This window comes from Nonomuraea angiospora (genome assembly GCF_014873145.1).
Taxonomy (GTDB): Bacteria; Actinomycetota; Actinomycetes; order Streptosporangiales; family Streptosporangiaceae; genus Nonomuraea; species Nonomuraea angiospora.
Genome location: NZ_JADBEK010000001.1, coordinates 476,411 through 501,865, shown reverse-complemented (window position 1 = coordinate 501,865; position 25,455 = coordinate 476,411). Strand labels below are relative to the sequence as shown.

Below are 25,455 nucleotides of genomic sequence, written 5' to 3'. Positions count from 1 at the left end.
GCCGTTCATCCGGCCCCGCCGCCGTCGGGACGGATCGCGACGTGATCGGCCTCCAGCACCAGCCGGACCCGTCGCGTCAACGCCAGCGCCTCCCGGTAGTCGCGCGGCACCTGAATCCGCCCTGCCCGGTCCATCACCGCGTATTCCTCGGCGATCACCTGCGGGGCGCCGTCGTCTCCGGTGGCGGTACGCCGCAACACCTCGCTGCTCGTGCGCCCGTCGCGAATCGCCACCGTCCGCTCCACCTGCCCGCTGACCGCGGGATCGTGGGTCACGATGACGACGGTGACGCCCAGCCGCCGGTTGATCTCCCGTAACAGCCCGAACACCGCGGCCGACGTGGCGCTGTCCAGTTCCCCGGTCGGCTCATCGGCCAGCAGCACCCTGGGCTCGTTGGCAAGGGCCACCGCGATGGCCACCCGCATCTGCTGCCCGCCGGACAGCTGCGCGGGCCGCCGCTCGGCGCACTCGGCGACGTCGAGCAGGTCCAGCAACTCGGCAGCGCGCCTGCGGCGTACCCGGCCGGGAGTGCGGGCCGCTGTCATCGGCAGGTCGACCATCTGCCGCGCGGTCAGGTACGGGATGAGGTTGGCGGCCGTCTGCTGGCGTACGAGTCCCACGGTGTGCCGCCGATACCGGACACGATCGGCCCGCGACATGTCCAGCAGATTCCACTGATCGACCCGCACCCGCCCGGCGGTCGGAGCGTCGACCCCGGCCAGGATGGACAACAACGTCGACTTCCCCGACCCGGACGCTCCGACGACGGCCACCATCTCCCCGCTGTCCACGACCAGGTCCAGCCCCTGCAGTGCCTGCACCTCGACCGACCCGGACTGGTAGATCCGCACCAGACTCTCGCAAACGATCAGCGCGTCTCGTCCGAACTCCGGCGCCTTCGCAGGAGGCTGCGGCAGGGACAAGGGCGTGATGGACATCCCCCTCCTCAACCCCGGCACGGCTCTGCCTCAGGGCCAGACTCTATCGTCCTCGCAAATCGGACCCCAAGACCCTTTCACACCGCGGATCTCACCGTGCGCTCGCGTGAAGGGTGCCGATACTCCGTTCACGGTCGTGAGCTGCGGGTTTGCTTGGCTTACCGGTCGGAGCAGTGGCCTGGGCCGGGCATGCTCGAGCTCGTGGCGCTCCGCCTCTTCTGTCTGATCTTCTGCCGCATCCTGGTGCAGTCGTGCCGTCACGAGCTTCTCGACCGCCGGCCCACTGTGCCCCGCCCCGGACGACCTGCGCCCCGACGATCTTGCCGTGCGGATCGGCTGCTGCGGCGTCTGCCACAGCGACCTGCATGCGCTGCGCGACCACGACGGCGCGGCAGGGCAGCCGTTGGTGCCGGGGCGGTCAGGAGAACTTCTGTCACGCGTTCCCGACCCTGACCTACGGCGGCACCGACCTGCGGGACGGATCGGCCACCATGGGAGGATTCTCCCGCGAGTACGTCGTCCGCGACCGGTTCGCCTCCACGGACCCGGAGCAGCCGGCCGCGGCCCGCGACCGGTTCGACGTGGTCATCGACACCATCTCCACCCCGCACGACCTCGGACCGTATCTGCGCATGGTCGCCCTGGACGGCACGCTCAGCGCCCTCGGGCACCTCGGACCGGTCACCGTGGAGACCATGGACCTGCTCGTGGGACGCAAGAAACTCGGCTCAGCGGGCAGCGGAGGCCGTCCCGCGACCGCCGCCATGCTGGAGTTCTGCGCCGGCAAAGGCATCACCGCCGACATCGAGCTGTTGCCCTCGGCGCAGGTGAACGAGGCCCTCGACCGCCTCCGCCGCAACGGCGTCCGCTACCGTTTCGTCCTCGACATGTCGGACCTGAGCTGAGCGGGCACGGCCACTGCTCTGGCCCCACGCTGGACGGCTGTTGGCCCTTCAGCTCGATCTCGGGTACCAAGGAGTTCGGGTCAGTTCGCGCGCCCACCTTCTGGCGGTCAAGGGGTGGGGCCGGCACACAGCCAAAAGCGGGGTCGGCGAACGTCCGTACGACCGCTGCAGGATGAACGCCATCCGCGAGCGCGTTATCGGCACTGTGCGCCGTGAACTCCTGGACCGGATCCTGATCCTCAACGAACGCCACCTGACCCGCGTGCCTACCCGGCACGTGACCGACCTCGACGACCTGCGATCCATCCGTCGAAACCCGTCGTTGCGGGCACGATCAACGAATACCACCACGCCGCATAACCGCAGCTCAGGCCAGGCACCTCAATATTCGAGCGATACACCGCTTGAGTGTGTCCCCAGGGCACGGTGTTCCCTAGGGCGCGGAACAACCATCTCGACCCAGGAGGACCGCCCGATGTCCGCGCCAGAACCCGGCCAGACCCCTGCCACGCCAGCGCGCCCGAGCTCACCGCACCAGGCCGATGACCCGGCACCCGGACGTCGCGAGCCTGGTGTCGACGGCTCCCGGCCGTTCGGTGCCCACGTCCGCATGAGCTGGTGGAGGCCGCTGGTCGTCCTCCTCGTGCCGCCGGTCGTGATGGTGCTCCTGCAGATCCTGCTGTACCAGGTCGTGGGCGTCATCGAGGGCAGCGACGACCCGATGTCCGCCACCTTCACCCCGCTGAAACTCCTGGCCATCAACCTGAGCGTGGGCATCTCGGGCGTGGTGGCGATCCTGCTGCTGGCACGGCTGGCGAAGGTACCGTGGCGCAGCCTGATCAGCTCACCACGGACGTTCGACGGTCGACGCCTGGCGCAGTACCTGCTCGGCGCGGCCCTGCTGGTGGGCGCCGGCATCGGCGTGGTGGCGCTGGTCGCCCCCGAGTCCCCGGGCTGGGTCGCGTTCGGTGTCTCCGGAACGACGATCCTCATGCTGGTGATCACCGTGCTGAGCACCCCGCTCCAGTCCGTCGGCGAGGAGCTGATGTTCCGCAGCGCCGTGCTGCCCGCCGCCGCGTCCTGGGTACGCGCGGTCCGCCCGGCCCTCGCCGTCGGTCTGGTGGTCTCCAGCCTGGCCTTCGCGGTCGTTCACGGCTCCAGCGACCCCTGGCTGTTCGGCTACTACACCTTCATCGGCGTTGCCACGGGACTGATGGCGATCATCAGCCGCGGCATCGAGGCGCCGGCCGCGTTCCACATCGCCAACAACGTCCTGTTCTCGAGCGTCAACACGCTGATGGCAGACGGCGAGGGATACACCATCGACCGGTCCACCGACACCGGTGACGCGGCCCTGCTGATCCTCGCCGCCGTCAACATCGCCATGGTCGTCCTCGTCTGGGTGCGCGAGCGACGTACCCGGATCACGACCTAGAACCGGCCCCGGACGACAAGGTGAGGACCCCATGACCTGGAGCACACGCGAGATCGCCAACCTGGCGGGCATCACGGTCAAGACAGTGCGCTACTACCACCAGGTCGGGCTGCTCGACGAGCCCGACCGCGAGCCCAACGGCTACAAGCGCTACGAGGTGCACCACCTGACGCGGCTCCTGCAGATCAAGCGCCTGACCGCGCTCGGTGTGCCGCTCGCGCAGGTGGCCGAGATGGGCACAAGCGGCGAAGGGCAGGCCTCCGTCTTCCGGACCGTCGACGCCGAGCTCGAGGCGACGGTCCGGCGGCTGGAGAGCATCCGGCAAGAGCTGGCCATCCTGGCGCAGCCGGGTGCGTCACCGGAGGTGCCGACCAGCTTCAGCGGCCTCGTCCAGGACCTGCGCGACAACGACCGCGCCCTGCTGACGATCTACGCCCAGCTCTTCTCGGAGGAGTCGATGCAGGTACTGCGCCGCACGCTCGAGGCACACCCGAACGACGATCTCGACGAGACGTTCCGCGACCTGCCCGAAGACGCCGACGATGCCACCAGGCAGGCCCTCGCCGAGCAGCTCGCGCCCTTCATCGTCCCGGGCGCCACCGCACACGGCGTGACGCTGGAACCGCGGGCCACCACGCCAGGCCAGGCCGAGGCGGCGCGGCGCGCCGCCGGTCACGCCCTCAGAGCGCTCTACAACCCCGCGCAGGTCGACGTGCTCCGTCGAGCGCACCTGCTCCACAAGGCCGACGACGACGGTGCCGACACCGGCGACGACGCCCGGTGACCCCCTCAATGATGTAGACCGCCTCCCACACCGAACTCGGCGATCAGATTGTCGGCATAGATGTCGTACTTGGTGCCGCCAGCGGCCACCGCGTTGCCCTCCCCCCGACAACCGGGCCAGATCCAAGCGTAGGCAGGTGTTGACCACATCGGCGATCGCCTTGTTCAAGGCGACCAGCGTGACATGCTTGCGCACGGTGTAGGACCGCTCGTGCGCGCTGATGCGGCCGCCCAGGTGCCGGGCGGCCCGGGCGGCGCCGAGGTTGCAGCCGTAGGCAAGGCCGCCAGCAGGTAGCGCTCCAGCGGGTCAGCCGGCTTTGCCTCCGATCCCGACAGCGGCCCGAAATGATGGAACCAGCGCAGGTGCCGGGTGGTCCGGGTCCAGCAGCGAGCGTTCCGGCAGCCGGTCCTTGACGGCGGTGGCCAGTTTGAGCACCTCGGCGCTGTTCCCGGCGGACTTGCGGGCCTTGAGCGAGGGCCGGCCCTGTTCGTCGATGATCAGGTCGGCGTTGTCCGGGTAGCTCGCATCCACGGCCGCGACCACGTCCTTCATACGGGTCTTCATCTGCGTCACGAACTCCGAGGCCGTGCCAGGCAGGCCGACCTCGGCGCAGCAGGTGGCCAGGTGCGGCTGGCATGCCTCCCAGCTCAGCGGGAGCGTGCCGCCTACGCTCCCGTGTCGGTGGCCGACGGCAGGCGGATGAGCGCGGCGCGCGCCTATCTGCACGAGGCCATAGACCGGCCGAACGTCAGACTTGTCCTGCACTGCGAGGTTCGGCGCATCATCTTCGACGGCGCGACCGCGACCGGTGTGGAGGCGGTTGTCCCCGAGGGCGTGGTCAGTTTTTCGGCGCGCCGCGAAGTGATCGTCTGCGCCGGCGCACTGGAGAGTCCGTTGCTGCTCGAGCGCAGCGGTGTCGGCGACCCGCGGGTGCTCGCTGCGGCCGGCGTGCCGATGGTCGCGGGGAACCGGGCCATCGGCGGCAACCTCCGGCAGCACCGCGGTATAGCGTTCATGACGCAGTTCAGCGAGGTCCCGGGCGGCTCCGCTGTCCTGCCGTTCGGCACGGCCACGGTGGCGGCGGTGCTGAAGTCGGACCTGAGCGCGTCGGCCCCGGACACGGATCTGCTCTTCTATCCCTTCGTCGTGCCCGGCCACGACGGGGCACCAGCCCGGATCGGCGGCGCGGCGGTGGGTTTCTACCCGCACTCGCCCACCAGCACCGGGTCGATCCACATCACTGGCCCGGGGCTCGAGCATGCTCCCCGGCTCGTTCCGAACTATCTGTCCACCGACCACGACCGCAAGCTCCTCGTCGCCGGCTTCGCCCGGTTCCGGGAGATCGTGGCGGCCGAGCCGTTCGCATCGATCGCGAGCAGTGCCGACCTGCCGAAGAGCGAGGACGAGGAAGGCCTGGTGCGGCACTCGCTCGAACACGGCGCCGTCATCAATCACCCGATCGGCACCTGCGCTCTCGGGCCCAGCGGTGCCGTGGACGACCAGCTGCGGGTACGCGGGACGGACCGGCTCCGGGTGGCCGACGCCTCGGTCATGCCGACGCTGCCGAGTGGCAACACGGCCGCGCCGAGCATGGCGGTCGGCTGGATCACCGGCGATCTCATCCTGGACGGCGTGTCCCGGTGACCCTGTGGCGGGAACACCGGTTCCGCTCGATCGAATGTTTGTGAACCCTGGGACCGCCGCAGTGGATGCGATGCTGGTGCCCTCATCCCCGGGGCCAACCAACTGTATTACGAGGACCAGGGATCGGGTCAACCGGTCGTCCTCATCCACGGCTACCCGCTGAACGGGCACAGCTGGGAGCGTCAGACGCGCGAGCTCCTCGCGTCCGGGTACCGGGTCATCACTTACGACCGTCGCGGATTCGGGCAGTCGTCGAAGGTCGGCTCCGGTTATGACTACGACACGTTCGCCGCGGACCTGAACACGGTCCTGGAGACCCTGGACCTGCGCGATGTGGTGCTGGTCGGCTTCTCGATGGGCACCGGGGAACTGGCCCGGTACGTGGCACGCTACGGGCATGAGCGAGTAGCGAAGCTCGCGTTCCTCGCCTCGCTCGAACCGTTCCTCGTCGCCCGCGACGACAACCCCGAGGGGGTCCCACAGGAGGTGTTCGACGGCATCTCCGCGGCCGCGAAGGGCGACCGGTACGCCTGGTTCACGCGGTTCTACTCGGACTTCTACAACCTGGACGAGAACCTCGGCTCCCGGATCAGCCAGGAGGCCGTCACCGCCAGCTGGAACGTCGCGATCGGCAGCGCCCCGGTCGCCGCGTACGCGGTCGTCCCGTCCTGGATCGAGGACTTCCGCGGTGACGTCGAGGCGGTGCGCGCCAGTGGCAAGCCGGCGCTGATCCTGCACGGCACCAAGGACAACATCCTCCCCATCGACGCCACCGGGCGTCGCTTCCACGCGGCGTTCCCCGAGGCCGACTATGTCGAGATCGAAGGCGCCCCGCACGGTCTGCTCTGGACCCACGCCGACGACGCCCCGCCGAATACACCTCAGGTGCGTTCCGCTACCCCTGTCGCGCGAAGGAAAGGTCACGTGCTCCGGGTGGTTTGACCCTGTCCCGGGAACGCGGTTTCCACTGGGAACAGAGCCGAGGTGGCTCGACATAACGGTCTGCACCCACAAGGAGTCCCCTCATGAATCCCCTTGAGCAACTCGTCAGCAGCTTCCAAGATCTCGTGGGACAGGTCCCCGAGTTCATCCAACCTGTCATTGTGATGCTCGCCGGCGCGATCCCGTTCATCGAGGGCGAGGTGGCGTCGTTGATCGGTGTGGTGGGGGGCCTCAATCCCATCGTGACGGGCATCGCCGCAGCCGCGGGGAACTATATCTGCGTTCTCCTCGTGGTATTCCTCACCTCGAGGACTCGCACCGCCGTCGTGAACCACCGCACGGCCCATACCGTGGCGGACGGGGAAGCCAGGGGCGTTCCCGAGTCCGCGGCGGACGCCGCTCACCAGGAGGGTACGCCCGCCAAGCCCGAGTCCAAGGGCCACAAGCGCTTCAAGAAGTGGCTTGTCCGTTTCGGGGTTCCTGGCGCGAGCCTCCTCGGCCCTCTCGCCATCCCGACCCAGTTCATGTCCGCGATGCTCGTCGCCGGCGGGACGCCGCGAGCGTGGGTGTTGCTCTGGCAGGCTGTAGCGATCGTTCTCTGGACGACCATAGCGACCGTCTCGGCCTGGCTCGCGCTCCATCTCGTCGTTCCGGTCTGAACAACCGCCGACACAGCCTGGGGGTGGCCCGAGACGCCTTGCGGCCGCCCCTGGCCGGGGTGAGACAGCCGGCTCGACGTCGCCGCCTGTACCGGTGCGCCGAGACGTGGCCCAGACCGAGGCGCCCGGCGCACCGAAGGACCTCGAAGCCTGCCGAGAAGCGCCGGGTGCGACCTGGACCGCATTCCGTTCGATCTCAGAAGGTGGCGGAGACTCCAGTGCCACTTCTGCGGCTGCCCGATGGGCGTGATCTCGAGTATGAAGTGCGAGGACCGAGCACAGGACCGGTCGTCCTGTTCCATCATGGCATGCCGCAGGCGCCGGCCAGCGCGGCGGTGGCCCCTGGGAGCATTGAGGACGTGCTGCTCGTCGCCTCGTTCGCGCCGTTCGACGCCGAAGGCCTCGACTACGTCGACGGCATGGGCGCACAGAACTGCTGGCCGCGGCACCGTGGACCAGATGGTACCGGTAGCGCGCGGCCGGTGGCCGGCCGAGCACCTGCCCACAGCCGAGGCTCACCTGGAACCCGAGCAGGGACATCTCTCTCGTGATCGGCAGCCTGGGAGAGAATGGTCGAGGTTCTGCAGCTGGGACTCGATGATCGCCGTGGCGACCGCGACGATTGTCGCCGCATTGCTGATGCGCGGCGAGCCGGCAGGTTCCCTGTCCTCCCAGCCCCGAACGGGCATCGCTGTCCTTGGTCGTGAGTCTCCCGGCCGGAGGAGTCAAGCGGGATTTGTGTCGTCCTCGGCCGCCTGCGCGAGGCCCAGTTGCTGGTGCGCGAGGATGCTGGCCCGGGTGAGCACGTCGATCTGTGCGGTGTTGCGGAGCGCGGCTACGGCGTCGATCAACAACTGCTGAGTGGCGTGCTCGCTCTTGGACAGGCGCCCTTCAGGGTTGGTCAGCCACGGATAGTCGATGAGGTTCTGGGCGATGAGCGGTGCAAGCCTCTCGGCGAGGCTCTGCCGGGTGGCCTCGTCCGCGTCCGGAGGAAGGGCGTCCAGCTCCGCGTTGACGGGATCGGTGTCGGTTTCCGCCATGCGCTGCAGGTCTTTCAGAGCCTCGTCGTCATACAGCCGGGTGTAGACGTGGATGAGGGAGGTGTCGGCCGCGGACAGGTTCGCGGCGGCGGACTCGAAGCCCGCCGGGGTGTCAGCCGGCGCGCCATCGCGCAGAATGACGGCGATGTCGGAGCGGGCCTTGCGCAGGCGCTCCATCTCGGCTGCGAGCTGGGCGTCGACCTGGCGCAGCACCTCCAGGGGAACGTCCCCGTTCGACTTCGCCACGCCGATCTCAGACAGTGGCACCCCGAGCTCCACAAGGCGGCGGATGCGCAGCAGGCAGACAAGATGCGGTACGCCGTACTGCTTGTATCCGTTGTAGCGGCGCTCCGGTTCCTCGAGCAGGCCGAGCCGGTGGTAGTGCCGGATGGTGTTCACCGTGGTGCCGGCGAGCTCGGCGAGCTCCCGGGTGCTCCAGGCCATGTCTGTCCCTTCCTGGATCACCTCGGACACGGATGCATATCGTGGCCGGCGCCTGGAGGTCCACGCGATGATCTCGATGCGGGTCCACGGGATCTGACGTGATCCCACCGTCGAGTCAAGTCCGCAGGAGAGTCCTTGACACTGTGTTCCTATCGGTCCTCGCGGGCACGATAGCACAGCGGATCCCGTCGGTACGCAAGCTCCTCACCGCCTGTGGCCGGGCCGCGCGAAGGTACTCACTGCGGCGAAGGCACCGCGCACTTGACTTGATGGGATTGGCGTGGAACAAGGCCACGCGGAAAGCATATGGAGGACACATGTCAGTGGAAGTGATTGACGTTCCCGAGGCCAAGCGGTACGAGGCCCGGGTCGAGGGTGGGTCCAAGGTCGCGGGCGTCGCGGAGTACATCCGTACGACAGAACTCGTCGCGTTCGTGCATACCGAGGTTCCGCCGGAGTACGAGGGCAGGGGGATCGGGTCGGCGCTGGTTCGCACCGCCCTCGACGAGGCGCGCGCCGCGAACCTGCGGGTGCTGGCGACCTGTCCGTTCTTCGCGGGGTGGATCGCCCGGCACCCCGAGTACCAGGACCTGCTGTATCAGTCCCGCAGCAGAGTCAGCGACTGAACACCGGGCATGGCAGCGACGGAGGCCGGCATGAGCAGCGGAACCGAGAAGAAGGCGTACGTGGGCCGGTCGATCACCGTGACATTCGAGGCCAGGCGCTGCCTGCACGCCGCCGAATGCGTCCACGGTTTGCCCGAGGTCTTCGACCCGGGTGAGCGCCCGTGGATCCGGCCGGACGGCGCCGAGGCCGAGCGCCTGGCCGAAGTGGTGCGGCGCTGTCCCTCGGGTGCGCTGCAGTACGAACTCGTGGACGGAGGGGCGGAGATTCCGGACCGGCCCACGCGGATCACGCGCAACACCGTCGGACAGTTGATCGCGCGCGGCGAGTTGAGCATGGACACGGCGGCAGGCCCGCGTGCGGAGACCAGGGCCGTTCTGTGTGGTTGCGGGCAGAGCCGTCTTCAGCCGTACTGCGACCACGCGGGACCATGCGGTCAGACAGCGTCGGGCTGACCCTGTCCGGCGGCAATCACCCGCACCCGCCTTTGCGGCCTCGATGCACGGGCGCACGCTCGCCGGACTCCTCGGCGAAGAAAGCCATGGTCCGGCGCACCACTGCCGCACCGCTGTCTCCGTCAGGTCGAAATCCTGGGCCACCTGACGGATCGGGTACGTCGCCGACGGCCGCCCCGACTTGCCGTCGGTGGGCTGTATTTCTTTCATAGTCGAAACAGGACGAGCCTTTGAAAAACCCTCCCGCGTCTCGCCGCATGTAACCGTAGCCGCCTTTTCCACGATCAAAAGATAGTGACTTGTGATGCGGGCGCTGCCCGGCCATCACACTGTTGCGGCGGATGTCGGCGCACCAAGGGGGTTACGCCTCAGTGAGCGATCTCTCGACCGTGGGCGGGGCGGTGTTCGAGGAGTCGTTCGGGGATCGCGTACGAGCGCTCCTGCGGGCCCGGCCGGTGGCCGACGCGGCGGACAACGCCGCACGGCAGATGTGGGGCGGATGCGAGTACGACGTCGTGACGCTCGCCTTGGCCGCCATCGATGCTGTGATCGCCAAGCAGGGATTCGATCACGAGGTCACCTACGACGAAGCGGTTTCGGGGCTGGCCGTGCTGGCCGCCGGCGCCCATCCGGAACGTTCCATCGATGAACACGTCGCGGTGGCGCGGTATGTGGTGGACGCGCTGCTCAACCGCAAGGAACGCGAGGCGCCGTTCAGCTACCAGGTCTCGATCTTCGGACGTGCCGACGACGGCTCGGTCCGCCATCGGGTCGGGACGGCCGAGTTCCGGCTACTGACCGAGCATGAGGATCACCGCAGAGGCGTCAACGTCCTGCGGGCTTCGACGGACGCCATCAACGCCCTGGTGGGCGGGCTGGAGTTCGACGTCGAGGACGAGCAGGCCGCGATCGAGCTCATGCTCGCGCGGCAGCTCGAACGCGGAGCGTTCGGACAGGCGGAGAAGGCGGCCGAACGATCGCTGCTGCTGTCCATCCGCTATGCCGATGAGCTGCGGACATTGCTGGCGGACACCGTGCGGGACATTCGGACCGTGCTTCCCCAATGGGTCAGGGAGGTGCCGGAACAGTTGGAGCGCAACCGTACGCACCTGGAGGAACGGCTCGCGACAGAGTCCAGGTTGCTCGGCCATCTCCGAGGAGCGCTGGACGCGCCCGACACCGAACCGGAGGTCGCCAAGGCCTCGGCGCGCATCGCGGCACTGCTGGAGAAGTGCCGTCAACGGCACACCGAGCTCCATGGGAAGCTGGTCAACGCACGGACGATCTTTCTTGACGAGCAGGCCCGCCAGTCGTTCCGGCCGGTCGGCGGGCTGCGGAACCCCGACATCATGGACGGCCTGTTCCTCCCGCTGCTTGCCCTGCGCGCCGACGTGGCGGTGGAGCCTGCCGAGGCCTTCGCCGTCCTGGTGTCAGGCGGCCAGGTGCCGAGGGTCGTGCGCGTCGCCGACCTGGTCGATGATCTTCTCGCGCCACGACGCGCGCCTTCACCGGAAGATCCGCCGGTTCCCGACGAGGAGCTCGGTGATCCCGATCCTCCCGCCATACCTCCGGAGGTGTTGGGGGCCGCCGCGCGCCTGGTGAACGAAGTCGGGCTGCCCGCGCGCCTGTCAGATCTCCTGCTTTCGGCCCGGGCGGCGGACCTTCCCGAGGAGGTCGAGCAGGTCATCGTTCTCGCCGCGCTGTGGAAGTACGCGCCCGAGACGGCGCAAGCCGTGTCCACGGCGGTGGACACGGCTGCCCGTGTCCTCGGCGCCGCGGCGGCGGTCGACGCCGATGGGGCGCGGATCACCCTGCCCGGCTGGTCGGGCGATGATCTGATCGTCGCGCAGGACGAGGAGGCGCTCAGCCGGTGGGCGACGGTGGCGGACCGGGATGCCTCATGACCCTCAGCCAGCGCGATCTCGCCGATGTGGGTGTGCTCATCGGTTGCGCCCTGCGTCCGAAGATGCGGCCCGGCGCGGACAGCGAATATCGCACACTGCTGAGCCGCTACCGCGCCGACGTGGAGTTCCGCAACGCCGTGGACAGCGTACTCGAGGGACTCGACGCTCAGGTGCTGTCCGATTCGGACCTGGGACTGGTACTCGGTGTGCGCCGTGAGTCGGTCTTCGCCTATCGCATCTCGGACCTGCCGAACGTCGGTGGTGTGACCGAACGATTGCTGGTGGGACTCGTCAGCGTCGCGATCGCCGCCTACGCGTTCCCGACGCCGGCCGACTTCGATGACGACCGAGTTCGGTGGGTGTCGGTCGACGAACTCGAACGCTTTCTGCGCGAGACGTGCGAACGGTTCAAGCGCACATCCGAGCAGGCGCAGGGATCGCTCGACGAGGCGTGGCGTACCTATGACCGTCTGTCGCCCGGCTACAAGGCGGACAGAGGAAAGGGCAAGGCACGCCGGTCCCCCGCGTCCTCCACCTACTGGATAGCGCACGTGCTCACCTGGATGGTCGACCAAGCGCTCGCCCGGTCAGCGCCTGCCCGCGGTCCTGAGGTCTTCCAACTGCTCGAACGCTTCCGGATCCAGGCCGCCGAACTCGCCGGCAACGCCGCATACGACGCATTGGCCGCCATCAGACGTGGCGACCACGACCGGAGGGTGGCACCGTGACCTATCAGCTGTCTCGTCTGCGGCTGGCGAACGTCGGCGACAGGGCTGCCCGGTTCACGGATCTCACGTTGGACGTGTCGTCAGGCGCAGACGGTTCGAGTGAGCCCGTTGACTCGATCCTCTGGCTGCGTAACGGAGGCGGCAAGTCGAGTCTGCTGTCGCTCTTCTTCGCCCTGCTCCTGCCCTTGCGGAAAGACTTCATGGGCAGGTCCGTCAAGCGGTATCTGGAGGACTACATCGCCTCCGGCGACACGAGCCACACGGTCGCTGAATGGGTCGCGCAGTCCGACGACAGCTTGTTGCCCCCGCCGCGACTCATCACCGGAGCCGTATACGAATGGATCGACCGCCGCAAACCCGTCGACCCCGATCGTGATCGTGAAAAGCTCAGAGGTTGGTACTACTCGTTCTTCGAGGTGCCTGGTGTGCTCGATCTCGATCGCCTTCCCGTTCACGATGAATCGGGCCGCCCCCGGCCAATGTCCGAGTTCGTTCGCCTGTTGCGGGAGGCTGCGGCGTCACGGCCGCAGCAGTTCTCGTTCGCGATCACCGATCAGCGCGGCCTGTGGACCGAAACACTCATCTCGCGAAATCTCGATCCGACCCTGTTCGGCTATCAGAAGGAGATGAACCACTCGGAGGGCGGGGTCGCCGAGCTGTTCAATTTCCCCTCCACGGACAAGTTCATCGACTTCCTGATCGATTTGACCGTGGACAGCGCTCAGCCGGAGCTCGTCGCGGCCAATCTGCGGAAGGTCATCGACGTACTCGGCCGGAAACCAGATCTGCTTGTGGATCGTAACTTCTGTGCTGAGATGTCCGGCAAACTTGACACGCTGGCCGAAAGACACGATCTCACCAAAGAAGCGGACCGAGAAGCAGGCGAGGCGAGGCAGGCGGCCGCGCTGCTGGCAGCCGCGTTCCAAAGCGCGGCTTCGGCGCAGGAAACCGACAGGGACTGGTTCGCCGGGGAGGCGAAGCGGCTTCGCGGCGAGGCTCATAGGCTGGACAGCGAACGCGGCCGGCTCAACGACGTGGCGAATGAATTGCTCAGGATCGCGGCCACATATCGGCTCGCTGCCGCGACCAAGGCAGCCGATGAGGCGGAGTCGGCAGCCACCGCCACAAAGAATGACGACCTGGCCTGGGAAGCGGTCGGCCCGCTGGCCGAGCGGGCGGAGGCAGAGGATCAAGCGCGGTCGGTGCGCCGGCAGATGACCGAGGCGGAGCGAGAGACCGCCCCGCTGCGCAAGGCACGGGATGATGCCGCGGCCGTTCTGAAGGCCCGCTACGCCGCTCTCGCGGCTGACGAACGTACCGCCGAGGAGCAGAAGACCTCAGCGGCAGAGACCGCGAGGTCCCATGCCGAGACCGAAGAGGAGCGCGTGCGCGCCAACCGGGAACTCTCCGCCAAAGCAGAGGAACGCGCGGACAACCTCCGCCTGCAGATGGCAAGCATCGACGAAGCCATCGAAACCGCAACCGACCAGGGCGACCTTCCCGATCGAGAAGCGGTTCCCGCTGAGGTCCTCGGCGACTCACGGGCAGCCAAGAACGAGGCGGACCAGCTGCTGGAGGAGGTACGCGAGCGGCGCGCCAACCGGCCGGCGCTGCGCAACTCACTGAGTGAGCAGCGGAGGGCCCTGGCGACCGAGCGGGCCGCCAGGAACGCCGAACGGGATCAACTCGTCTCCGACCACGAGAAGCTCTCCGCTCGCGCCAACATGCTCGCCACCAACGCCAGGTTCGCCGAACTCATGGAGCTCAGCGAAGATGGGCGGCTCGATCTGTGGGCCGAAGCGGCCAACCTTCGAGCGGCGCTGACACATGCGGTCTCGACGGCCGAATCGGTCATCGTGGAAACCCGGGTCGATGCGGCCGACGACGATCGCGCGCTGGACGGGTTGCGCACCGACGCGTTCCTCCCGACCACGCGTGATGCCCAGCGCGTTGCCGAGGCGATCGCCGGCGAAGTGGCGGCGCGGCCGGGGTGGGAGCTGCTGCGTGACCTGGTGACCGAGCCCGCCCGCGCCGACGCGTTGCGGAACGCCATCGTTGCGGAACTCGCCGCGGGCGTGGTCGTCGCGGACGCCGACCTCGGCCAGGCCCGCCTCGCCCTGGAAAAGCAGGGCTGCCGGTCGATCGCCCACGTCACCGTGTGCACCGCCACCCAGATGCAGCAGGCGTTGAATGCGGCTGCCCCTGAATGGTCGGCGGTTGCCAGCGACCCGGCGTTGTACGATCCGGCCGCGGCGGAGCACGCGCGGGCGGAACGTGAACGGCGGCGCCATGAGCAGGAACGGCGGATCGCCGAACTCCACCAGCAGGCGCAGGCGGACCGAACGCTCCTGGAGGTGCTGGAATCCCTGCTGCGCGACTGCCCAACCGGTTACCTGCACACCTTGGAGATCAGGACCGAGGAATGCCGACAGGCCATCGACATGATTGACGACACCGACGCGACACTTGGTTCTCAGATCGACGAACTCGAAGCCCATGACCTCACGGACGCGGCCACGGAGCAGCGGCTGTCCGGCAAGCTCAACCTTCTCGCGGGCAGAATCGAGCGCCTGACAGCCCTCGTCGCCAAGGTCTCAACACTGCCGGAACTCGAGCGAGACGTCGAACAACGAGACCGGGACGTCCGGGCGTACACGCGGGTCGCCGACGAAGCCACCACTCGCGCGAACGAGTGCCGCAGGACCGAGCGCGCCGCCGAGCGAGAAGCCGCCGAGCACAGATCCAACAAGGAACGATACGAACGCGAAGGCCGCGCGATCTCCATGCTCGACGCGGACCGCGAGGACGTCGCCACCCCGGTGGACGACCCCCTGTCCGTGTTGACGAGCCGTTTCAACGATCTCGACACGCAATGGCATACGGTGGCGGCGCAATCCGTGCTCGCAGAACGGCTCGCGGGGCTCGTCAGCCGCGGCGTACGCGCCGAACAGGCGCTCGCGGGATATCCGGAGGCCATCCGCGAACGTGCGGCGTCGTTGCTCGAAACGGGCGATGGGCAGGACCCTGAACGGCGTGCCATCGCGCGGCGCCGATCCCGGGCGGAGGCCGACCAGGCTCAGCAGGGGCTGAGCCGTGCCATGCTCCAGCTCGAGCAGGCGCGCAAAGAGGTCACTGAGCGGACGCCGCGTGACAGGCTGCGGCACGCCCAGCTCGACGTCGAACCCGCAGGCGAAGCCGAGGCGCGGGAGCTCGCCGCGCTACAGGCGGCGACTGCGACCGACATGAGTGGACAGGTGACCGCCCTGAACAGGGAGGCCGACGACGCGGTCTCAGCTGCGAGCGAGGCGGATACCGCGGCGCAGGTGCTCGCACAGCGCGCGCATCGTCTCACCGACGCTGCCGCGCCGGCCGACGTGGTGGACGGAGTGGCCGCGTTCGACGGCGACGATGCGCGGGCCGAGTCGGAGACACGGGCGGTACTCGGTCGCCTGGCCTCTGCCACGGAGATCGTCACCGCAGCGAGGATCAGGACGAACGAAGCCATCGACGCTGTGCGCAGGCTGGCGTCGGAGGGCAGGTTCTCCGGAATCCCCGATGCGATCAGAGATCGATTCACCAGTGACGATCCCGTAACGCTCGGCGAGCGTGCCGCCGCCCGCGCCGATGAGATGCGGGCGCGTCGCACCACCATAGACGGCCAGCTCGCCGACATCGGACGCGACCAGCGGCTCGTCGTGGTGGAGATCGCCGCACTGGTTCAGGACGTGCTCGCGACCCTGGAGTCAGCACACCGGCACTCCAAACTGCCCGGAACCCTGGGTGGTTGGGCCGATCAGCACTTCCTCCGAATCCGGTTCGCCCGCCCCAGCAGCGAGGAGGACCTGCACGCACGAATTGACGCGGTCGTCGACCGGATCGTGGTCGAGAAGTCGAAACCCGAGGGTTTCGCCCTCCTCAAGCGATGTGTCCACGAAGCTGTGGCGCCACGCGGGTTCACCGTCAAAGTACTCAAACCCAACAGCGATCTGGCGGTCGAACCGGTCGACGTGACCCGCCTCGGCAAGTTCTCCGGCGGCGAGAAACTGACCGTGTGCGTCGCGCTCTACTGCACACTCGCCCGGCTGCGCGCCGTCAACCGGGGCAGGGGCAGGGCAGCGCTCGGCGGCACCCTCGTGCTGGACAATCCGCTGGGCACCGCGAGCCACGTGGCGCTCCTGCGGCTGCAGCGCGAGGTGGCGGCCGCTCATGGCGTGCAACTCGTCTACACCACCGGGGTGGAGGACCTCGGCGCCGTCGGCCAGTTCCCCAACGTGCTGCGAATGCGCAACGCGCCAGGAGCGCTCCGTACGCGGAGGTACGTCGTCCTGGAGGAACGTTTCGGATCCGCAGTGGAGGGCATCACCGGCGTCCGCCTGACACGTGACGAGACGACGGACGGCGCCGCGTCGTGAAGCTGAGCTCCCTGGCCCGACATCTCGCCGAACAGGTCGCGGCATCGCCGCGACAGAAGATCGAGATCGAGACGCTGTACGACGCGGCGGTCGCATTCGATCGGCGCCTGGCGACGGCGCCGACCGCGCGTGCCGAGATCCGCGACGCGCTGAACGAGCTGGCCGTTGCCGAGTCGGTGATATTTCCGAGCACCTCCCGGCATTTCGACACGCGAGACGCGCCTCCCATGCCGCTCTGGGTCCGCCGCCCTCCTCGCGAACGGGTCGTGCGCGAGACGAGGACCGTACGGGTGTGGCCGCCCGCGCTCGAATCCGCCGGACGGATCGCAACCAGGCACGACGAGTTCAGCGTGCTCGAGACGGTGGCCGCCTTTCTTCGCGACGGAGGGGCGACGAGGCCGAGCGTGCCGATGAGAGAACGGTCCTTGGAGCTGTTCGGCGATGAGAAACGGCTTGATGGGCTGGTGACGAACCGGCTGTTCGTCTCAGGGGCGCTGACGCTCGAACTGCTGCGTTGTCACCCGGTGCCCATTCCGTTCGTCTCGCAATGGGTTCCGGGGCGCCCCGATCCTCGCGGTACGGCACTGCTGATCGCGGAGAACCACCACACCTACACCTCGCTTCTGGAGGCCACGCGGCGCCACGCTGCCGCAGGTCCGGGACGGCATGTGGGCTACGGCACCGGTAACCAGTTCCCGTCGGCGGTGTTGTCGGTACCGCTGCTGTCCCCGAGACCCGACCGGATCGTCTACTTCGGCGACGTGGATCTGCAAGGACTGCAGATCCCCGCAGCGGCCTGCGCCAGCGCCGTCCTCGCCGGCCTCCCCGCGGTTGTGCCGGCACTTCCGCTCTACGAACTGCTTTTCGAGGCAGGCCATGAACGGCCTGCCGTGCCCGTACCAGCGGATTCCGCTGCGCGCGTGTCGGCGTGGCTCGGCCCGCTCGCCGGACGAGCCAGGAACGTGCTGGTCAGTGGCATCCGGCTTCCGCAGGAAGCGGTTGGGTACGAGCTGCTGTCGACTCTCCCGGACGTGCTCGACAGGGTTTAGGGGTGTCCTGAAGAAGATCTTGGTGGGTTGGTGTGAGGTGGCTCGTCCGTCGTCCATGGGGTGGTGGCGATGAGGGTTCGGGTGCCGAACATTCATCTGAGCTTCCCCCGTTCTCCGGACACTTGACCTGAGGTCATCCCTGATCGAGTGCGAGCCCTGGCTGGCGCGTCTGTCGTGGCACACCGTGAAGGGTGGAGGTGGGACAGATGGCAAAGACTCGCGTACACGTCAGCGGGCGATGCGGCTGGGTCACCCGCTACCGTGGTGCGGATCCACGCCACTTTGCGGACCGTGCTGAACGCGGCGGTGCGTGCCCGGCTGATCCGCCAGTTGCCGGGTAGTGGCCCTGGACGCGGAGACCGTACGGGTGCTGAGGCGGCACCGCGAGCGGCAGGAGGAGCTGAGCGCGAGGGCGGGCACACGCCGGCGGGACTCGGGAGACGTGTTCACCACCGCGGACAGCGAGCCGCTGCGGCCGGACTACCTCACCGGCCGCTTCCGTCGGCTGGTGGCCACCTCAGGACAGCCGCCCATCCGCCTGCACGATCTACGACATGGCGCCGCCACGCTGGCCCTGGCTGCCCGGGAGACGGCCCGGCTGGTGCTGAACGCCGCGTCCGCGCTGGGGCGGCAGCTCAGCGGCTGACTCAGCCTTGCCTCATATTTCCGCAGGTGGAGTGGCGCGCCCTGCAGGATTCGAACCTGCGACCGCCGGATTAGAAGGCGGGGGTCATTCGTCGTCTGGATCTGCCGGCGCCACGGCCGGTGCGATCTGCAAGGGTGTGGCAGCCCCGCCGGCGATCTCGCGCCCTTGATTCAAGGTGTAGTCAAGCTGCCTGGCCAGGAGCGGGAGGGTCGCCGGAGGTAGATACCCGTCAGCGCCGGCGTCGAGCAGCCGCCGGACCGGGCCGTGGTACTGGACCCCGAGCTCGTGGTCCTCGATCTCGGTGACGATGACGCGAGCCTTCGGGAACATCGCTCGGAGCGCTCCGATCAGCTGCGGGCTTCCTGGAGGCACCAGCAGCACATCGGTTGTCGCGGGAGCAGCATGCATATCAAGGACTACATAGTCCGCCCCGAGCTGTGTCGACAGCGCGACCCGGGCCGCGGTCGACAGCTCCATCGCGGTGGCCACGACCGTCACGCTCTCGTGGTCCATCGGTGCTTGATCCTCGGCCTCATCTGAAGCGTCGCGGTCGACGATGGCGCCTTGGACCACGTCAACGGTGCTGGAGATCGTCGCTATCGACGCGCCGTCACGCGTGACGACCAAGCTCTCATCAGGTCCGAGGGCGTCGATGAGCGCCACGACGTCTTCGGGAAGCCGGGCCACGTCGATTCGCTGCGTCGTGCGTGGGGCGCGTTTGCGGATCACCATGGCGGGGACACGCCGGCGGCGGGGAGGGCACCTCGCGTCATGAGCAGCCCCGGTCGCCTGTCGAAAGGCTCATCCGCGGTGACCTGGCCGCTGCCTCGGAGGTGGCGTTCAACGAGATGATCACATGAGTCCCCTTCTGATACTGCGATCATGTTGGATGTCGCCGAACGCCCATTGGTTCGAGCCGCGCCGGAGATTCCTGCAACGGCGGCGCGAAGGCGGGGCCGAAGCTCACCTTGATCCGGACGGTTCGAACGGGGTTGTTCGGGTCTTCCTCCCGGTGCCCGTCCGATTCGAAATTCTGTAGCTTCCGTCGGCGGTGGCCGTTAGCGTGTCGCGGTGATCTACGAGCATCCCTTGGCGTACGTACTCGGCCTGGAGGGCATGGCCCTGATGCGGGCCCACACCGGCGAGCATGACCGCGCGTTCGTCGAGGCGCGCCTGGCCGAGATCCGCAAGTTCCTCGACGACGAGTCCCTGGCCGAGGCCGCCGTCGAGGTGACCAGGGTGGACAGCGTGGCGGGTTACCGGATCTGGTCGCAGACCTACGACGGGCCCAACAGCGCGTTCCAGCTTGACGAGCCCTTCATCAGGGAGATCGTCGACGCGCTGCCGGCCGGTGACGCGCTGGACGCGGCGTGCGGCACCGGCAGGATGGCGGCTTACCTGGCCGGTCGCGGCCATCGGGTGCGCGGCGTGGACAGCTCGCCCGACATGATGGAGCGGGCGCGCCGGCGGGTGCCGCAGGCGGAGTTCCTGCTGGGCGAGCTGTCGTCCCTGCCGCTGCCTGATGAGTCCGCCGACCTGGTGGTCTGCTCGCTGGCGTTGACGCATGTGCCCGTGCTGGACCCGGTGCTTGCGGAGTTCGCCCGGGTGTTGCGGCCCGGCGGGCATGTGGTGATCGCCGACATCCATCCCGAGGGCGTCGCGCGGGGCGTGGTCCCGCCCGTACGGCTGCCGGACGGCCGGCCGGGGAGGGTGGCCACCTACCGCCACCTGGTCGGGGACTACGTACGAGCCGCGCTGGCGGCGGGACTCCAGGTACGGCGCTGCGAGGAGCCACTGCACCCTCCAGGGGAGCCGCGCGAGCGGACCGGCGTCCTGGAGCCGTGGGATGTGTGGCCGTGGGGTTTGTGCGACCTGGCACCCGAGGCGGCGCACGCGGCCATCGCCGGGACGCCGTCCATGCTGTTCTGGCACTTTCAGCGCTAGGGGGACCACCAGGACCGACCGGCTGGAGCAGCGCGGCGTCGAGGTCGGTGAAGATGCCGGCGTCGGTGAAGACGCCTTTGTGCGTCAGGTAGGTCAGCAGTCCGCGCCGGTCGGCAATGCCCAGGGAGGAGTGCAGGGCGATCGCCTCCCACTCCCGGTCGACGTCCGCCGCGGCGATGTCAGGAATACCGGAGCCTGTTCCGCCACAAGGACGAGATGGCGGACGCGTGACCGTCGAACCGCGGCCTCGGAACATCACCCGGCTGCCTCCTGATCCGCAGCATCGGGGCTGCTATGCCGAGGCGGCGCGCAGCGTCGCGGCAACCGCCGCCGCGTGGTCGGGGTCGGCCATGACCTGACCCCTGTGGACCAGGGCGAAGTGGGTGTTGTAGGCGGCCTTCCTGGCGTCGGGTGACAGGGCATGGCGTACGGATGTCACCGCCTGCCGGCGCGGCCGCACCGCCTCCCGCTCCGCCTCGCCCGGACGGTGATGTCACTGCTCGGCCAGCGGGGAGTCGTGCCCGACCTGGCTCGGCTCGCCCCGCTCGGCCGAGGCCGGCGCGGCGGCGAGCACCGGGTGGTCGGCCACGCCGGCCACCTCGCACTGGCGGCGGGCTTCGGCGACCGCGGCCCGCCGCTGGAGGCCAGGGGAGGCATTGTCGATGGCCTCGGCGAGCTCCTGGTTGAAGGCCCGCAGGGCGTGCCGGGCGAGCGGGTCACCTTCCCGGGGATCGTCGGGAACGGCGTCGGTGATGACCCCGCCCAGCAGCGGCCCGTCCAGCAGCGCGGGGGTGAACAGCACTCCGGAGATACGACTGGCCAGGGCGAGGGCCGCAGGTACGGAGCGGGGCACGAATGGGAACTCCTCCTCCGGTTCGGGTTCCAGGCCCAGCTCGCGCAGGGTCTCGGGCCGGGTCCCCTCCCAGCCACAGTATTCAAAGGCGATCGTCCAGTCGCCGGCCCGGGTCACCAGCACCATGTCGCAGCAGCCGTCGGTCTCCTCGATGCGCTCCATGACCTCCTCGTCGTCCACTGGATGGATGTTGTCGTCGGCCACGCCGAACCGGCGAAGCGTCTCGCGCTCGTTCAGGCCGCGGACGAAGGTGACGGTGTAGATCTCCTCGGGCCAGTCGTCCTCCCACGCGTAATCCGCGGGCATGATCTTGCGCATCGGGCTCCCCAGTTCTTCATGATCACGGGGAGTATGGCAGGCGGATCCGACATTGACGCGCCCGCCGAGCACGGTGGTGCCGTTGCCGGAGAGGGCAAGGGCGAGCGATGAGGTCGCCGGCCTCGGGAACAGATGCAAATATCACCGAACTCGCGATGGCGTTCATCACCGACGACAGTCCACATCGGCATCTGCCGGTAGAGCGGTGGAGCCGCGAGACTTTCCGGCAACCGGAAGGAGCGCAATCATGATCATCGATCGGGCTGCGCCGCGGGCCGGAACTGAGGCGGTGGCCCGGTCCCGCGGTGCTCACGCTGTCGTCGCCGCTGGTGTCCGTGGACGCGTTCGTGCTGTTGTCGGCCCTCCCTCGTCGCCCGGGAGGACCTGCGCCGCCCGGCGAGCCGTGGTGCCGGTCTCGATCACGTGGCTGCGCCCGGACCGGTCAGCAGGTCGACGTCGCCGGCGCGCATCGGCTCGCCGCAGTGGGCGCAGCGCAGGTCGGCACGGCTGAGCTCGCCGCACGCGTGATGGCGGTAGAGCACCGGCGGCCCGGCCTCGCCCGGGAGCCGCTTGTCGCCCCAGCATGAGCGCAGTCCAGCAATCAGGGTTCCCTTAGGGAACTTCAAGTGTTACGGTCACAGAGTCTCCTCAAGGAACTCAAGAAAGGAATCGCCAAGATGAGCAAGGTCATGGCCGCCCACGCGGTGTCGGTCGACGGATACATCACCGGTCGCGAACCGGGCGCCGGGCGCGGGCTGGGCGACGCAACGATGCTCTTCGACTGGTACTTCGATGGCGACACGCCCAGCCAGGTCTTCGACGGGTTCAAGCTGAGCGAGCCCAGCGCCCGCGTCTTCGACGCCCTCGCCGGACGCGTGGGCGCGGTCGTCGCAGGACGCAACACCTACGAGGACTCCGACCGTTTCGGAGGCGGCAGCCCGCACCCGGCGGCCCGGCTGGTCGTCCTCAGCCATCGGGCGGCGCCGGAGATGAGCGAGCGGCAGACCCTCATCACGACCGGCATCGAGGACGCGATCGCGGCGGCTCGCGAGGCCGCCGACGGCAAGGACGTCGGCCTGATGGGCGGCGGCGTCACGACCGAGGCCCTGAAGGCGGGGCTCGTCGACGAGGTGATCCTCCACCAGGTGCCGATCCTGCTCGGCGGCGGCCGCCCGTTCTTCCAGTCGCTTCCCGAGCACGTACGCCTGCGCCTGGTCGAAGCCGTACCGGCGCCGGGCGTCACCCACCTCCACTACGAGGTGGCCCGATGATCCTCGTCACCGGAGGGCTGGGCATGATCGGCGCGCACACCGCCCGCGCGCTCGTCGACCTCGGACACGAGGTCGTCGTCACCGCACACCACCGGACCGAGGTCCCGTCGTTCCTCGCCGGCCGGGTCGCCGTGGAGCCCCTCGACGTCACCGACCGGGACGCCTTCCTGGCCCTCGCCGATCGCCACGACATCAGCGACATCGTCCACCTCGCCGGCAGCATTCCCGGCGAGGACCCGGTCCGCTACTTCCGCACGGACCTGATCGGCCTGCTCAACGCGCTGGAGACCGCCCGTACCTGGGGCGTGCGCAGGTTCGCCGTCGCCGGCAGCCTCGGCGTGTACGCCGGCCGGAGCGAGACCCGCTGGCACGAGGAGCTCGCGCTGCCCGCCGCGGACCTGCCGCACCTGATCGTCGCCTTCAAGAAGGCGGTCGAGCCGCTGACCACGCACAGCCTCCGGGGCACCGGGGTCCAGCCGGTCGTGCTCCGGATCGGGAGCATCTGGGGACCGCTGATGGACCCGGAATCACCGTTCAACCACATCCCGCCGTACATCAGCGCCGTGCTCCGCGGTGAGGAGCCGCAGCCGCTGTACGCCGACGACGGCGGCGACAGTTGCTACGCACCCGACGCCGGGCGCGCGATCGCCCTGCTGACGACCGCGGATACCCTGCGGCACGACACCTACAACGTCTCCAGCGGCCGGCCGTTCACCAACCGCGAGCTTGCGGACGCCCTGCGGGCGATCACTCCCGGCCTGCGGCTCGACCTCCTCCCCGGACGGCGGACCGGCCCCGGCGACAACCCCTACCTCGACACCACCCGGCTCACCGACGACACCGGCTTCACGCCGTCCTTCGACGTCGCCAAGGCGGTCGCCGACTACGTCGCCTGGCGCGCCGACAACCCCCGCTAGAACCCACCCGGCGTCGGCCGCCAAGATCAGGAGCAGCTGAGATGTACGGAGCACTCGTCAGGCTCGTCATCAAACCAGGAAAGCGATCGGAGTTTCTGGAGTTTTCGCGCTGGAACACCCAGGTGGTCAGGGATTCCGAGCCGGGCACGCTCCGCCTCGACCTGTGGGAGGTCGAGGCGGAACCTGACGTGGTGTACGTGTACGAGGTCTACAAGGACGAGGCCGCCTTCGACAGCCACATCAAGAACGGGCCGGTGCAGAAGTTCGGTGAGATCATGAATGACCTGGTCGAGGGCTGGACCATGGTCATCCCCTTCGGACACAGCACCATGTCGAATCTGGACGAGTGACCTGGAGGCTTTCGTGCACGCACAACGCGCGCGTCGATCGCCTGCCGTTGAACGAGGCGGGCCTGTACCTGACGGAACTGCCGGCGGCGCCTCGTCATGCCTCAGGGCTCGACGAGGCCGACCGCGAACGCGTAGTCGTCCAGGGTGAACTGAGTGATGCCCGTGATGCGCAGGGCCTGCACCCGGACGGTGTAGGTGCCCGGGCCCAGTGGGGCGGAGAAACGCTCGAGGGCGTGTGCCTCCTCGGCGCCACCGGGGCTGTCGAACCTGTAGTCCGTGCTCGTGACCGGTTGCAGCTCGGTGGTCGTCCCCGCGGAGTTGACCACGACGATACGCACGGAGCACCACGCGCTTGCGTCGCCGGCGCAAACGGACTCGGCGGTGAAGCGGGCGTCGACGAACCGTGTCGTCCCCGAGGGCACGGTGACGTTGACGGACGCCGTCGGGATGTTCCCCCAGGCTCCGACCGTCTGGGCGGTCCATGGGCTGCTCTCCCCGGTGTACGACTGAACGCTGGTCTGCGTGCCGGACTGGGAACTGGACACAGCGGCGGCGGCGGTGACCGTCAGCGCGAGAGCGCCGGACAGCGCCGCCGCGGCGGACGCGGCCTTGATGAGTCTGGACAACGGGGTTCCTCCCTGCTGCTGGCGCGAAGCCGTGCGCTCCGCGATGGGTCGTTGCTGGAACCACGCTGACGAGAATTCCGGGACCGGTGAAGACCCGGGCGAATCATCCGTACAAGTCCGTACAAGCAACCGTCCGCCCCTGCCCGCGCCGGCGAACTCGCGGTCGAGCCGGGCGCCCTGGAGTCCGGTCGCCCAGTTGCTGCCCCACACGCCGACGGCGTACTCGCCGCTTGACCGCGAAAGGTGTAGTAGGTGCCCTCCATGAGCAGCACGTGGCGCCCGTAGCGCTGCGCCGCCCGGTAGTTGTGCTCGCCGGACCACCGGCGTCGAGCGACTCGGCGGCGGCCCGGTCGAAATCGCCACCGGCGAGCCGGTCCATGTCGCGGACGCAGCCGTGCCCGAGGATGCGTACGGCCGGCTCTGAATCGGCCCCCTCCGGCCAGCGTTCAACCCGGTGATCGGTGGCCTCCATGACCTCCCGATCGTTGCGCAACTCCGTCCGCCGTCCCGACCGATACGTCCCGGGCGTCTTGTGGATGCCGAGGACGTACTCGTAAACGGTGCGCG

At 68.6% G+C, this 25,455-nt stretch carries 25 protein-coding genes and 1 pseudogene; 17 read left to right on the top strand and 9 right to left on the bottom strand.

Features of this window, described 5'->3' with window-relative positions; translation table 11 throughout:
- Positions 1-5 precede the first annotated feature (5 nt).
- Positions 6-938 carry an ABC transporter ATP-binding protein gene (locus H4W80_RS02240; protein ID WP_192783524.1) on the bottom strand — a complete coding sequence of 311 codons (933 nt, stop codon included), beginning with the start codon at positions 936-938 and terminating at the stop codon, positions 6-8.
- Between the two features lie 365 nt (positions 939-1,303).
- Here H4W80_RS02240 and H4W80_RS02235 point away from each other — a divergent pair, with 365 nt between their 5' ends.
- The 3 genes from H4W80_RS02235 to H4W80_RS02225 all read left to right on the top strand — a co-directional run bounded on the left by H4W80_RS02235 (position 1,304) and on the right by H4W80_RS02225 (position 4,062).
- Entirely contained in the window at positions 1,304-1,843 is a 540-nt protein-coding gene (locus H4W80_RS02235; protein WP_378526406.1) for an MDR/zinc-dependent alcohol dehydrogenase-like family protein, read from the top strand.
- A gap of 610 nt (positions 1,844-2,453) precedes the next feature.
- Positions 2,454-3,278 (top strand): CPBP family intramembrane glutamic endopeptidase, encoded by an 825-nt coding sequence (locus H4W80_RS02230; protein WP_225963191.1) that lies wholly within the window; start codon positions 2,454-2,456, stop codon positions 3,276-3,278.
- A gap of 31 nt (positions 3,279-3,309) precedes the next feature.
- Positions 3,310-4,062 (top strand): MerR family transcriptional regulator, encoded by a 753-nt coding sequence (locus H4W80_RS02225; RefSeq protein WP_192783522.1) that lies wholly within the window; start codon positions 3,310-3,312, stop codon positions 4,060-4,062.
- Positions 4,063-4,167: 105 nt separating this feature from the next.
- Here the strand turns inward: H4W80_RS02225 and H4W80_RS64325 are convergent.
- Both H4W80_RS64325 and H4W80_RS02220 read right to left on the bottom strand, forming a co-directional pair.
- Positions 4,168-4,329: pseudogene (locus tag H4W80_RS64325) on the bottom strand (hypothetical protein); the annotation flags it as partial.
- A 39-nt stretch (positions 4,330-4,368) separates the two neighbouring features.
- Entirely contained in the window at positions 4,369-4,614 is a 246-nt protein-coding gene (locus tag H4W80_RS02220; RefSeq protein WP_192783521.1) for a hypothetical protein, read from the bottom strand.
- 72 nt (positions 4,615-4,686) lie between these two features.
- On the opposite strand from H4W80_RS02220, the gene H4W80_RS02215 reads away from it, so the two are divergent.
- The 3 genes from H4W80_RS02215 (at position 4,687) to H4W80_RS02205 (ending at position 7,307) form a co-directional block, all read left to right on the top strand.
- Positions 4,687-5,706 carry a GMC family oxidoreductase gene (locus tag H4W80_RS02215; RefSeq protein WP_337959995.1) on the top strand — a complete coding sequence of 340 codons (1,020 nt, stop codon included), beginning with the start codon at positions 4,687-4,689 and terminating at the stop codon, positions 5,704-5,706.
- 84 nt (positions 5,707-5,790) lie between these two features.
- On the top strand, positions 5,791-6,648 hold the full coding sequence (locus tag H4W80_RS02210; protein WP_318787597.1) for an alpha/beta fold hydrolase: 858 nt from the start codon (positions 5,791-5,793) through the stop codon (positions 6,646-6,648).
- 83 nt (positions 6,649-6,731) lie between these two features.
- Positions 6,732-7,307: a small multidrug efflux protein gene (locus H4W80_RS02205; RefSeq protein WP_192783519.1), complete on the top strand. Its 576-nt coding sequence runs from the start codon at positions 6,732-6,734 to the stop codon at positions 7,305-7,307.
- A gap of 725 nt (positions 7,308-8,032) precedes the next feature.
- Here H4W80_RS02205 and H4W80_RS02200 read toward each other — a convergent pair.
- Positions 8,033-8,821 carry a MerR family transcriptional regulator gene (locus tag H4W80_RS02200; RefSeq protein WP_318786664.1) on the bottom strand — a complete coding sequence of 263 codons (789 nt, stop codon included), beginning with the start codon at positions 8,819-8,821 and terminating at the stop codon, positions 8,033-8,035.
- A 287-nt stretch (positions 8,822-9,108) separates the two neighbouring features.
- Between H4W80_RS02200 and H4W80_RS02195 the strand changes: the two genes are divergently transcribed.
- From H4W80_RS02195 to H4W80_RS02165, 7 genes are all read left to right on the top strand, one after another.
- The gene (locus H4W80_RS02195) at positions 9,109-9,417 is read left to right on the top strand and encodes a GNAT family N-acetyltransferase (RefSeq protein ID WP_192783518.1); all 309 of its coding nucleotides are present in this window, start codon (positions 9,109-9,111) and stop codon (positions 9,415-9,417) included.
- Positions 9,418-9,447: 30 nt separating this feature from the next.
- A complete protein-coding gene (locus tag H4W80_RS02190) occupies positions 9,448-9,870 on the top strand; it encodes a (4Fe-4S)-binding protein (RefSeq protein ID WP_192783517.1) in 423 nt (140 codons plus the stop codon).
- 371 nt (positions 9,871-10,241) lie between these two features.
- Complete coding sequence (locus H4W80_RS02185; RefSeq protein ID WP_192783516.1) at positions 10,242-11,774, top strand: hypothetical protein; 1,533 nt, start codon at positions 10,242-10,244, stop codon at positions 11,772-11,774.
- The gene (locus H4W80_RS02180) at positions 11,771-12,502 is read left to right on the top strand and encodes a hypothetical protein (RefSeq protein WP_192783515.1); all 732 of its coding nucleotides are present in this window, start codon (positions 11,771-11,773) and stop codon (positions 12,500-12,502) included. The genes H4W80_RS02185 and H4W80_RS02180 overlap by 4 nt, the downstream gene beginning before the upstream one ends.
- Positions 12,499-16,914 (top strand): coiled-coil domain-containing protein, encoded by a 4,416-nt coding sequence (locus tag H4W80_RS02175; protein WP_192783514.1) that lies wholly within the window; start codon positions 12,499-12,501, stop codon positions 16,912-16,914. The genes H4W80_RS02180 and H4W80_RS02175 overlap by 4 nt, the downstream gene beginning before the upstream one ends.
- Positions 16,911-17,963: a Wadjet anti-phage system protein JetD domain-containing protein gene (locus H4W80_RS02170; protein ID WP_192783513.1), complete on the top strand. Its 1,053-nt coding sequence runs from the start codon at positions 16,911-16,913 to the stop codon at positions 17,961-17,963. Before H4W80_RS02175 ends, H4W80_RS02170 begins: the two co-directional genes overlap by 4 nt.
- Before the next feature lie 340 nt (positions 17,964-18,303).
- Positions 18,304-18,609, top strand: coding sequence for a site-specific integrase (locus H4W80_RS02165; RefSeq protein ID WP_192783512.1), 306 nt, complete (start codon positions 18,304-18,306; stop codon positions 18,607-18,609).
- 84 nt (positions 18,610-18,693) lie between these two features.
- On the opposite strand, the gene H4W80_RS02160 is transcribed toward H4W80_RS02165, so the two are convergent.
- A complete protein-coding gene (locus H4W80_RS02160; protein WP_192783511.1) occupies positions 18,694-19,341 on the bottom strand; it encodes a hypothetical protein in 648 nt (215 codons plus the stop codon).
- Positions 19,342-19,680: 339 nt separating this feature from the next.
- Between H4W80_RS02160 and H4W80_RS02155 the strand changes: the two genes are divergently transcribed.
- On the top strand, positions 19,681-20,553 hold the full coding sequence (locus tag H4W80_RS02155) for a class I SAM-dependent methyltransferase (protein WP_192783510.1): 873 nt from the start codon (positions 19,681-19,683) through the stop codon (positions 20,551-20,553).
- A 292-nt stretch (positions 20,554-20,845) separates the two neighbouring features.
- Here H4W80_RS02155 and H4W80_RS02150 read toward each other — a convergent pair whose 3' ends face one another.
- The 3 genes from H4W80_RS02150 to H4W80_RS02140 form a co-directional block, all read right to left on the bottom strand.
- Positions 20,846-21,013, bottom strand: a complete 168-nt coding sequence (locus tag H4W80_RS02150) for a hypothetical protein (RefSeq protein ID WP_192783509.1) — start codon at positions 21,011-21,013, stop codon at positions 20,846-20,848.
- Between the two features lie 33 nt (positions 21,014-21,046).
- Positions 21,047-21,724 (bottom strand): DUF6461 domain-containing protein, encoded by a 678-nt coding sequence (locus tag H4W80_RS02145; RefSeq protein WP_192783508.1) that lies wholly within the window; start codon positions 21,722-21,724, stop codon positions 21,047-21,049.
- 419 nt (positions 21,725-22,143) lie between these two features.
- Positions 22,144-22,350, bottom strand: a complete 207-nt coding sequence (locus H4W80_RS02140) for a hypothetical protein (RefSeq protein WP_225963190.1) — start codon at positions 22,348-22,350, stop codon at positions 22,144-22,146.
- A 51-nt stretch (positions 22,351-22,401) separates the two neighbouring features.
- On the opposite strand from H4W80_RS02140, the gene H4W80_RS02135 reads away from it, so the two are divergent.
- From H4W80_RS02135 to H4W80_RS02125, 3 genes are read left to right on the top strand one after another with little or no spacing between them, the layout of a single operon-like run.
- Positions 22,402-22,995: a dihydrofolate reductase family protein gene (locus H4W80_RS02135; protein ID WP_192783507.1), complete on the top strand. Its 594-nt coding sequence runs from the start codon at positions 22,402-22,404 to the stop codon at positions 22,993-22,995.
- Positions 22,992-23,912, top strand: coding sequence for an NAD-dependent epimerase/dehydratase family protein (locus H4W80_RS02130; protein ID WP_192783506.1), 921 nt, complete (start codon positions 22,992-22,994; stop codon positions 23,910-23,912). The genes H4W80_RS02135 and H4W80_RS02130 overlap by 4 nt, the downstream gene beginning before the upstream one ends.
- 41 nt (positions 23,913-23,953) lie before the next feature.
- Entirely contained in the window at positions 23,954-24,262 is a 309-nt protein-coding gene (locus tag H4W80_RS02125; RefSeq protein ID WP_192783505.1) for a putative quinol monooxygenase, read from the top strand.
- 101 nt (positions 24,263-24,363) lie between these two features.
- Here the strand turns inward: H4W80_RS02125 and H4W80_RS02120 are convergent, their stop codons facing one another.
- Complete coding sequence (locus tag H4W80_RS02120) at positions 24,364-24,888, bottom strand: hypothetical protein (RefSeq protein ID WP_192783504.1); 525 nt, start codon at positions 24,886-24,888, stop codon at positions 24,364-24,366.
- Between the last annotated feature and the right edge of the window lie 567 nt (positions 24,889-25,455).

Bases quoted from the DNA above. Each gene is read 5' to 3' on its own strand.
- H4W80_RS02240 (WP_192783524.1), bottom strand. From the start codon at position 938: ATGTCCATCACGCCCTTGTCCCTGCCGCAGCCTCCTGCGAAGGCGCCG.
- H4W80_RS02235 (WP_378526406.1), top strand. From the start codon at position 1,304: ATGCGCTGCGCGACCACGACGGCGCGGCAGGGCAGCCGTTGGTGCCGG.
- H4W80_RS02230 (WP_225963191.1), top strand. From the start codon at position 2,454: ATGAGCTGGTGGAGGCCGCTGGTCGTCCTCCTCGTGCCGCCGGTCGTG.
- H4W80_RS02225 (WP_192783522.1), top strand. From the start codon at position 3,310: ATGACCTGGAGCACACGCGAGATCGCCAACCTGGCGGGCATCACGGTC.
- H4W80_RS02220 (WP_192783521.1), bottom strand. From the start codon at position 4,614: ATGAAGGACGTGGTCGCGGCCGTGGATGCGAGCTACCCGGACAACGCC.
- H4W80_RS02205 (WP_192783519.1), top strand. From the start codon at position 6,732: ATGAATCCCCTTGAGCAACTCGTCAGCAGCTTCCAAGATCTCGTGGGA.
- H4W80_RS02195 (WP_192783518.1), top strand. From the start codon at position 9,109: ATGTCAGTGGAAGTGATTGACGTTCCCGAGGCCAAGCGGTACGAGGCC.
- H4W80_RS02190 (WP_192783517.1), top strand. From the start codon at position 9,448: ATGAGCAGCGGAACCGAGAAGAAGGCGTACGTGGGCCGGTCGATCACC.
- H4W80_RS02180 (WP_192783515.1), top strand. From the start codon at position 11,771: ATGACCCTCAGCCAGCGCGATCTCGCCGATGTGGGTGTGCTCATCGGT.
- H4W80_RS02160 (WP_192783511.1), bottom strand. From the start codon at position 19,341: ATGGTGATCCGCAAACGCGCCCCACGCACGACGCAGCGAATCGACGTG.
- H4W80_RS02145 (WP_192783508.1), bottom strand. From the start codon at position 21,724: ATGCGCAAGATCATGCCCGCGGATTACGCGTGGGAGGACGACTGGCCC.
- H4W80_RS02135 (WP_192783507.1), top strand. From the start codon at position 22,402: ATGAGCAAGGTCATGGCCGCCCACGCGGTGTCGGTCGACGGATACATC.
- H4W80_RS02130 (WP_192783506.1), top strand. From the start codon at position 22,992: ATGATCCTCGTCACCGGAGGGCTGGGCATGATCGGCGCGCACACCGCC.
- H4W80_RS02125 (WP_192783505.1), top strand. From the start codon at position 23,954: ATGTACGGAGCACTCGTCAGGCTCGTCATCAAACCAGGAAAGCGATCG.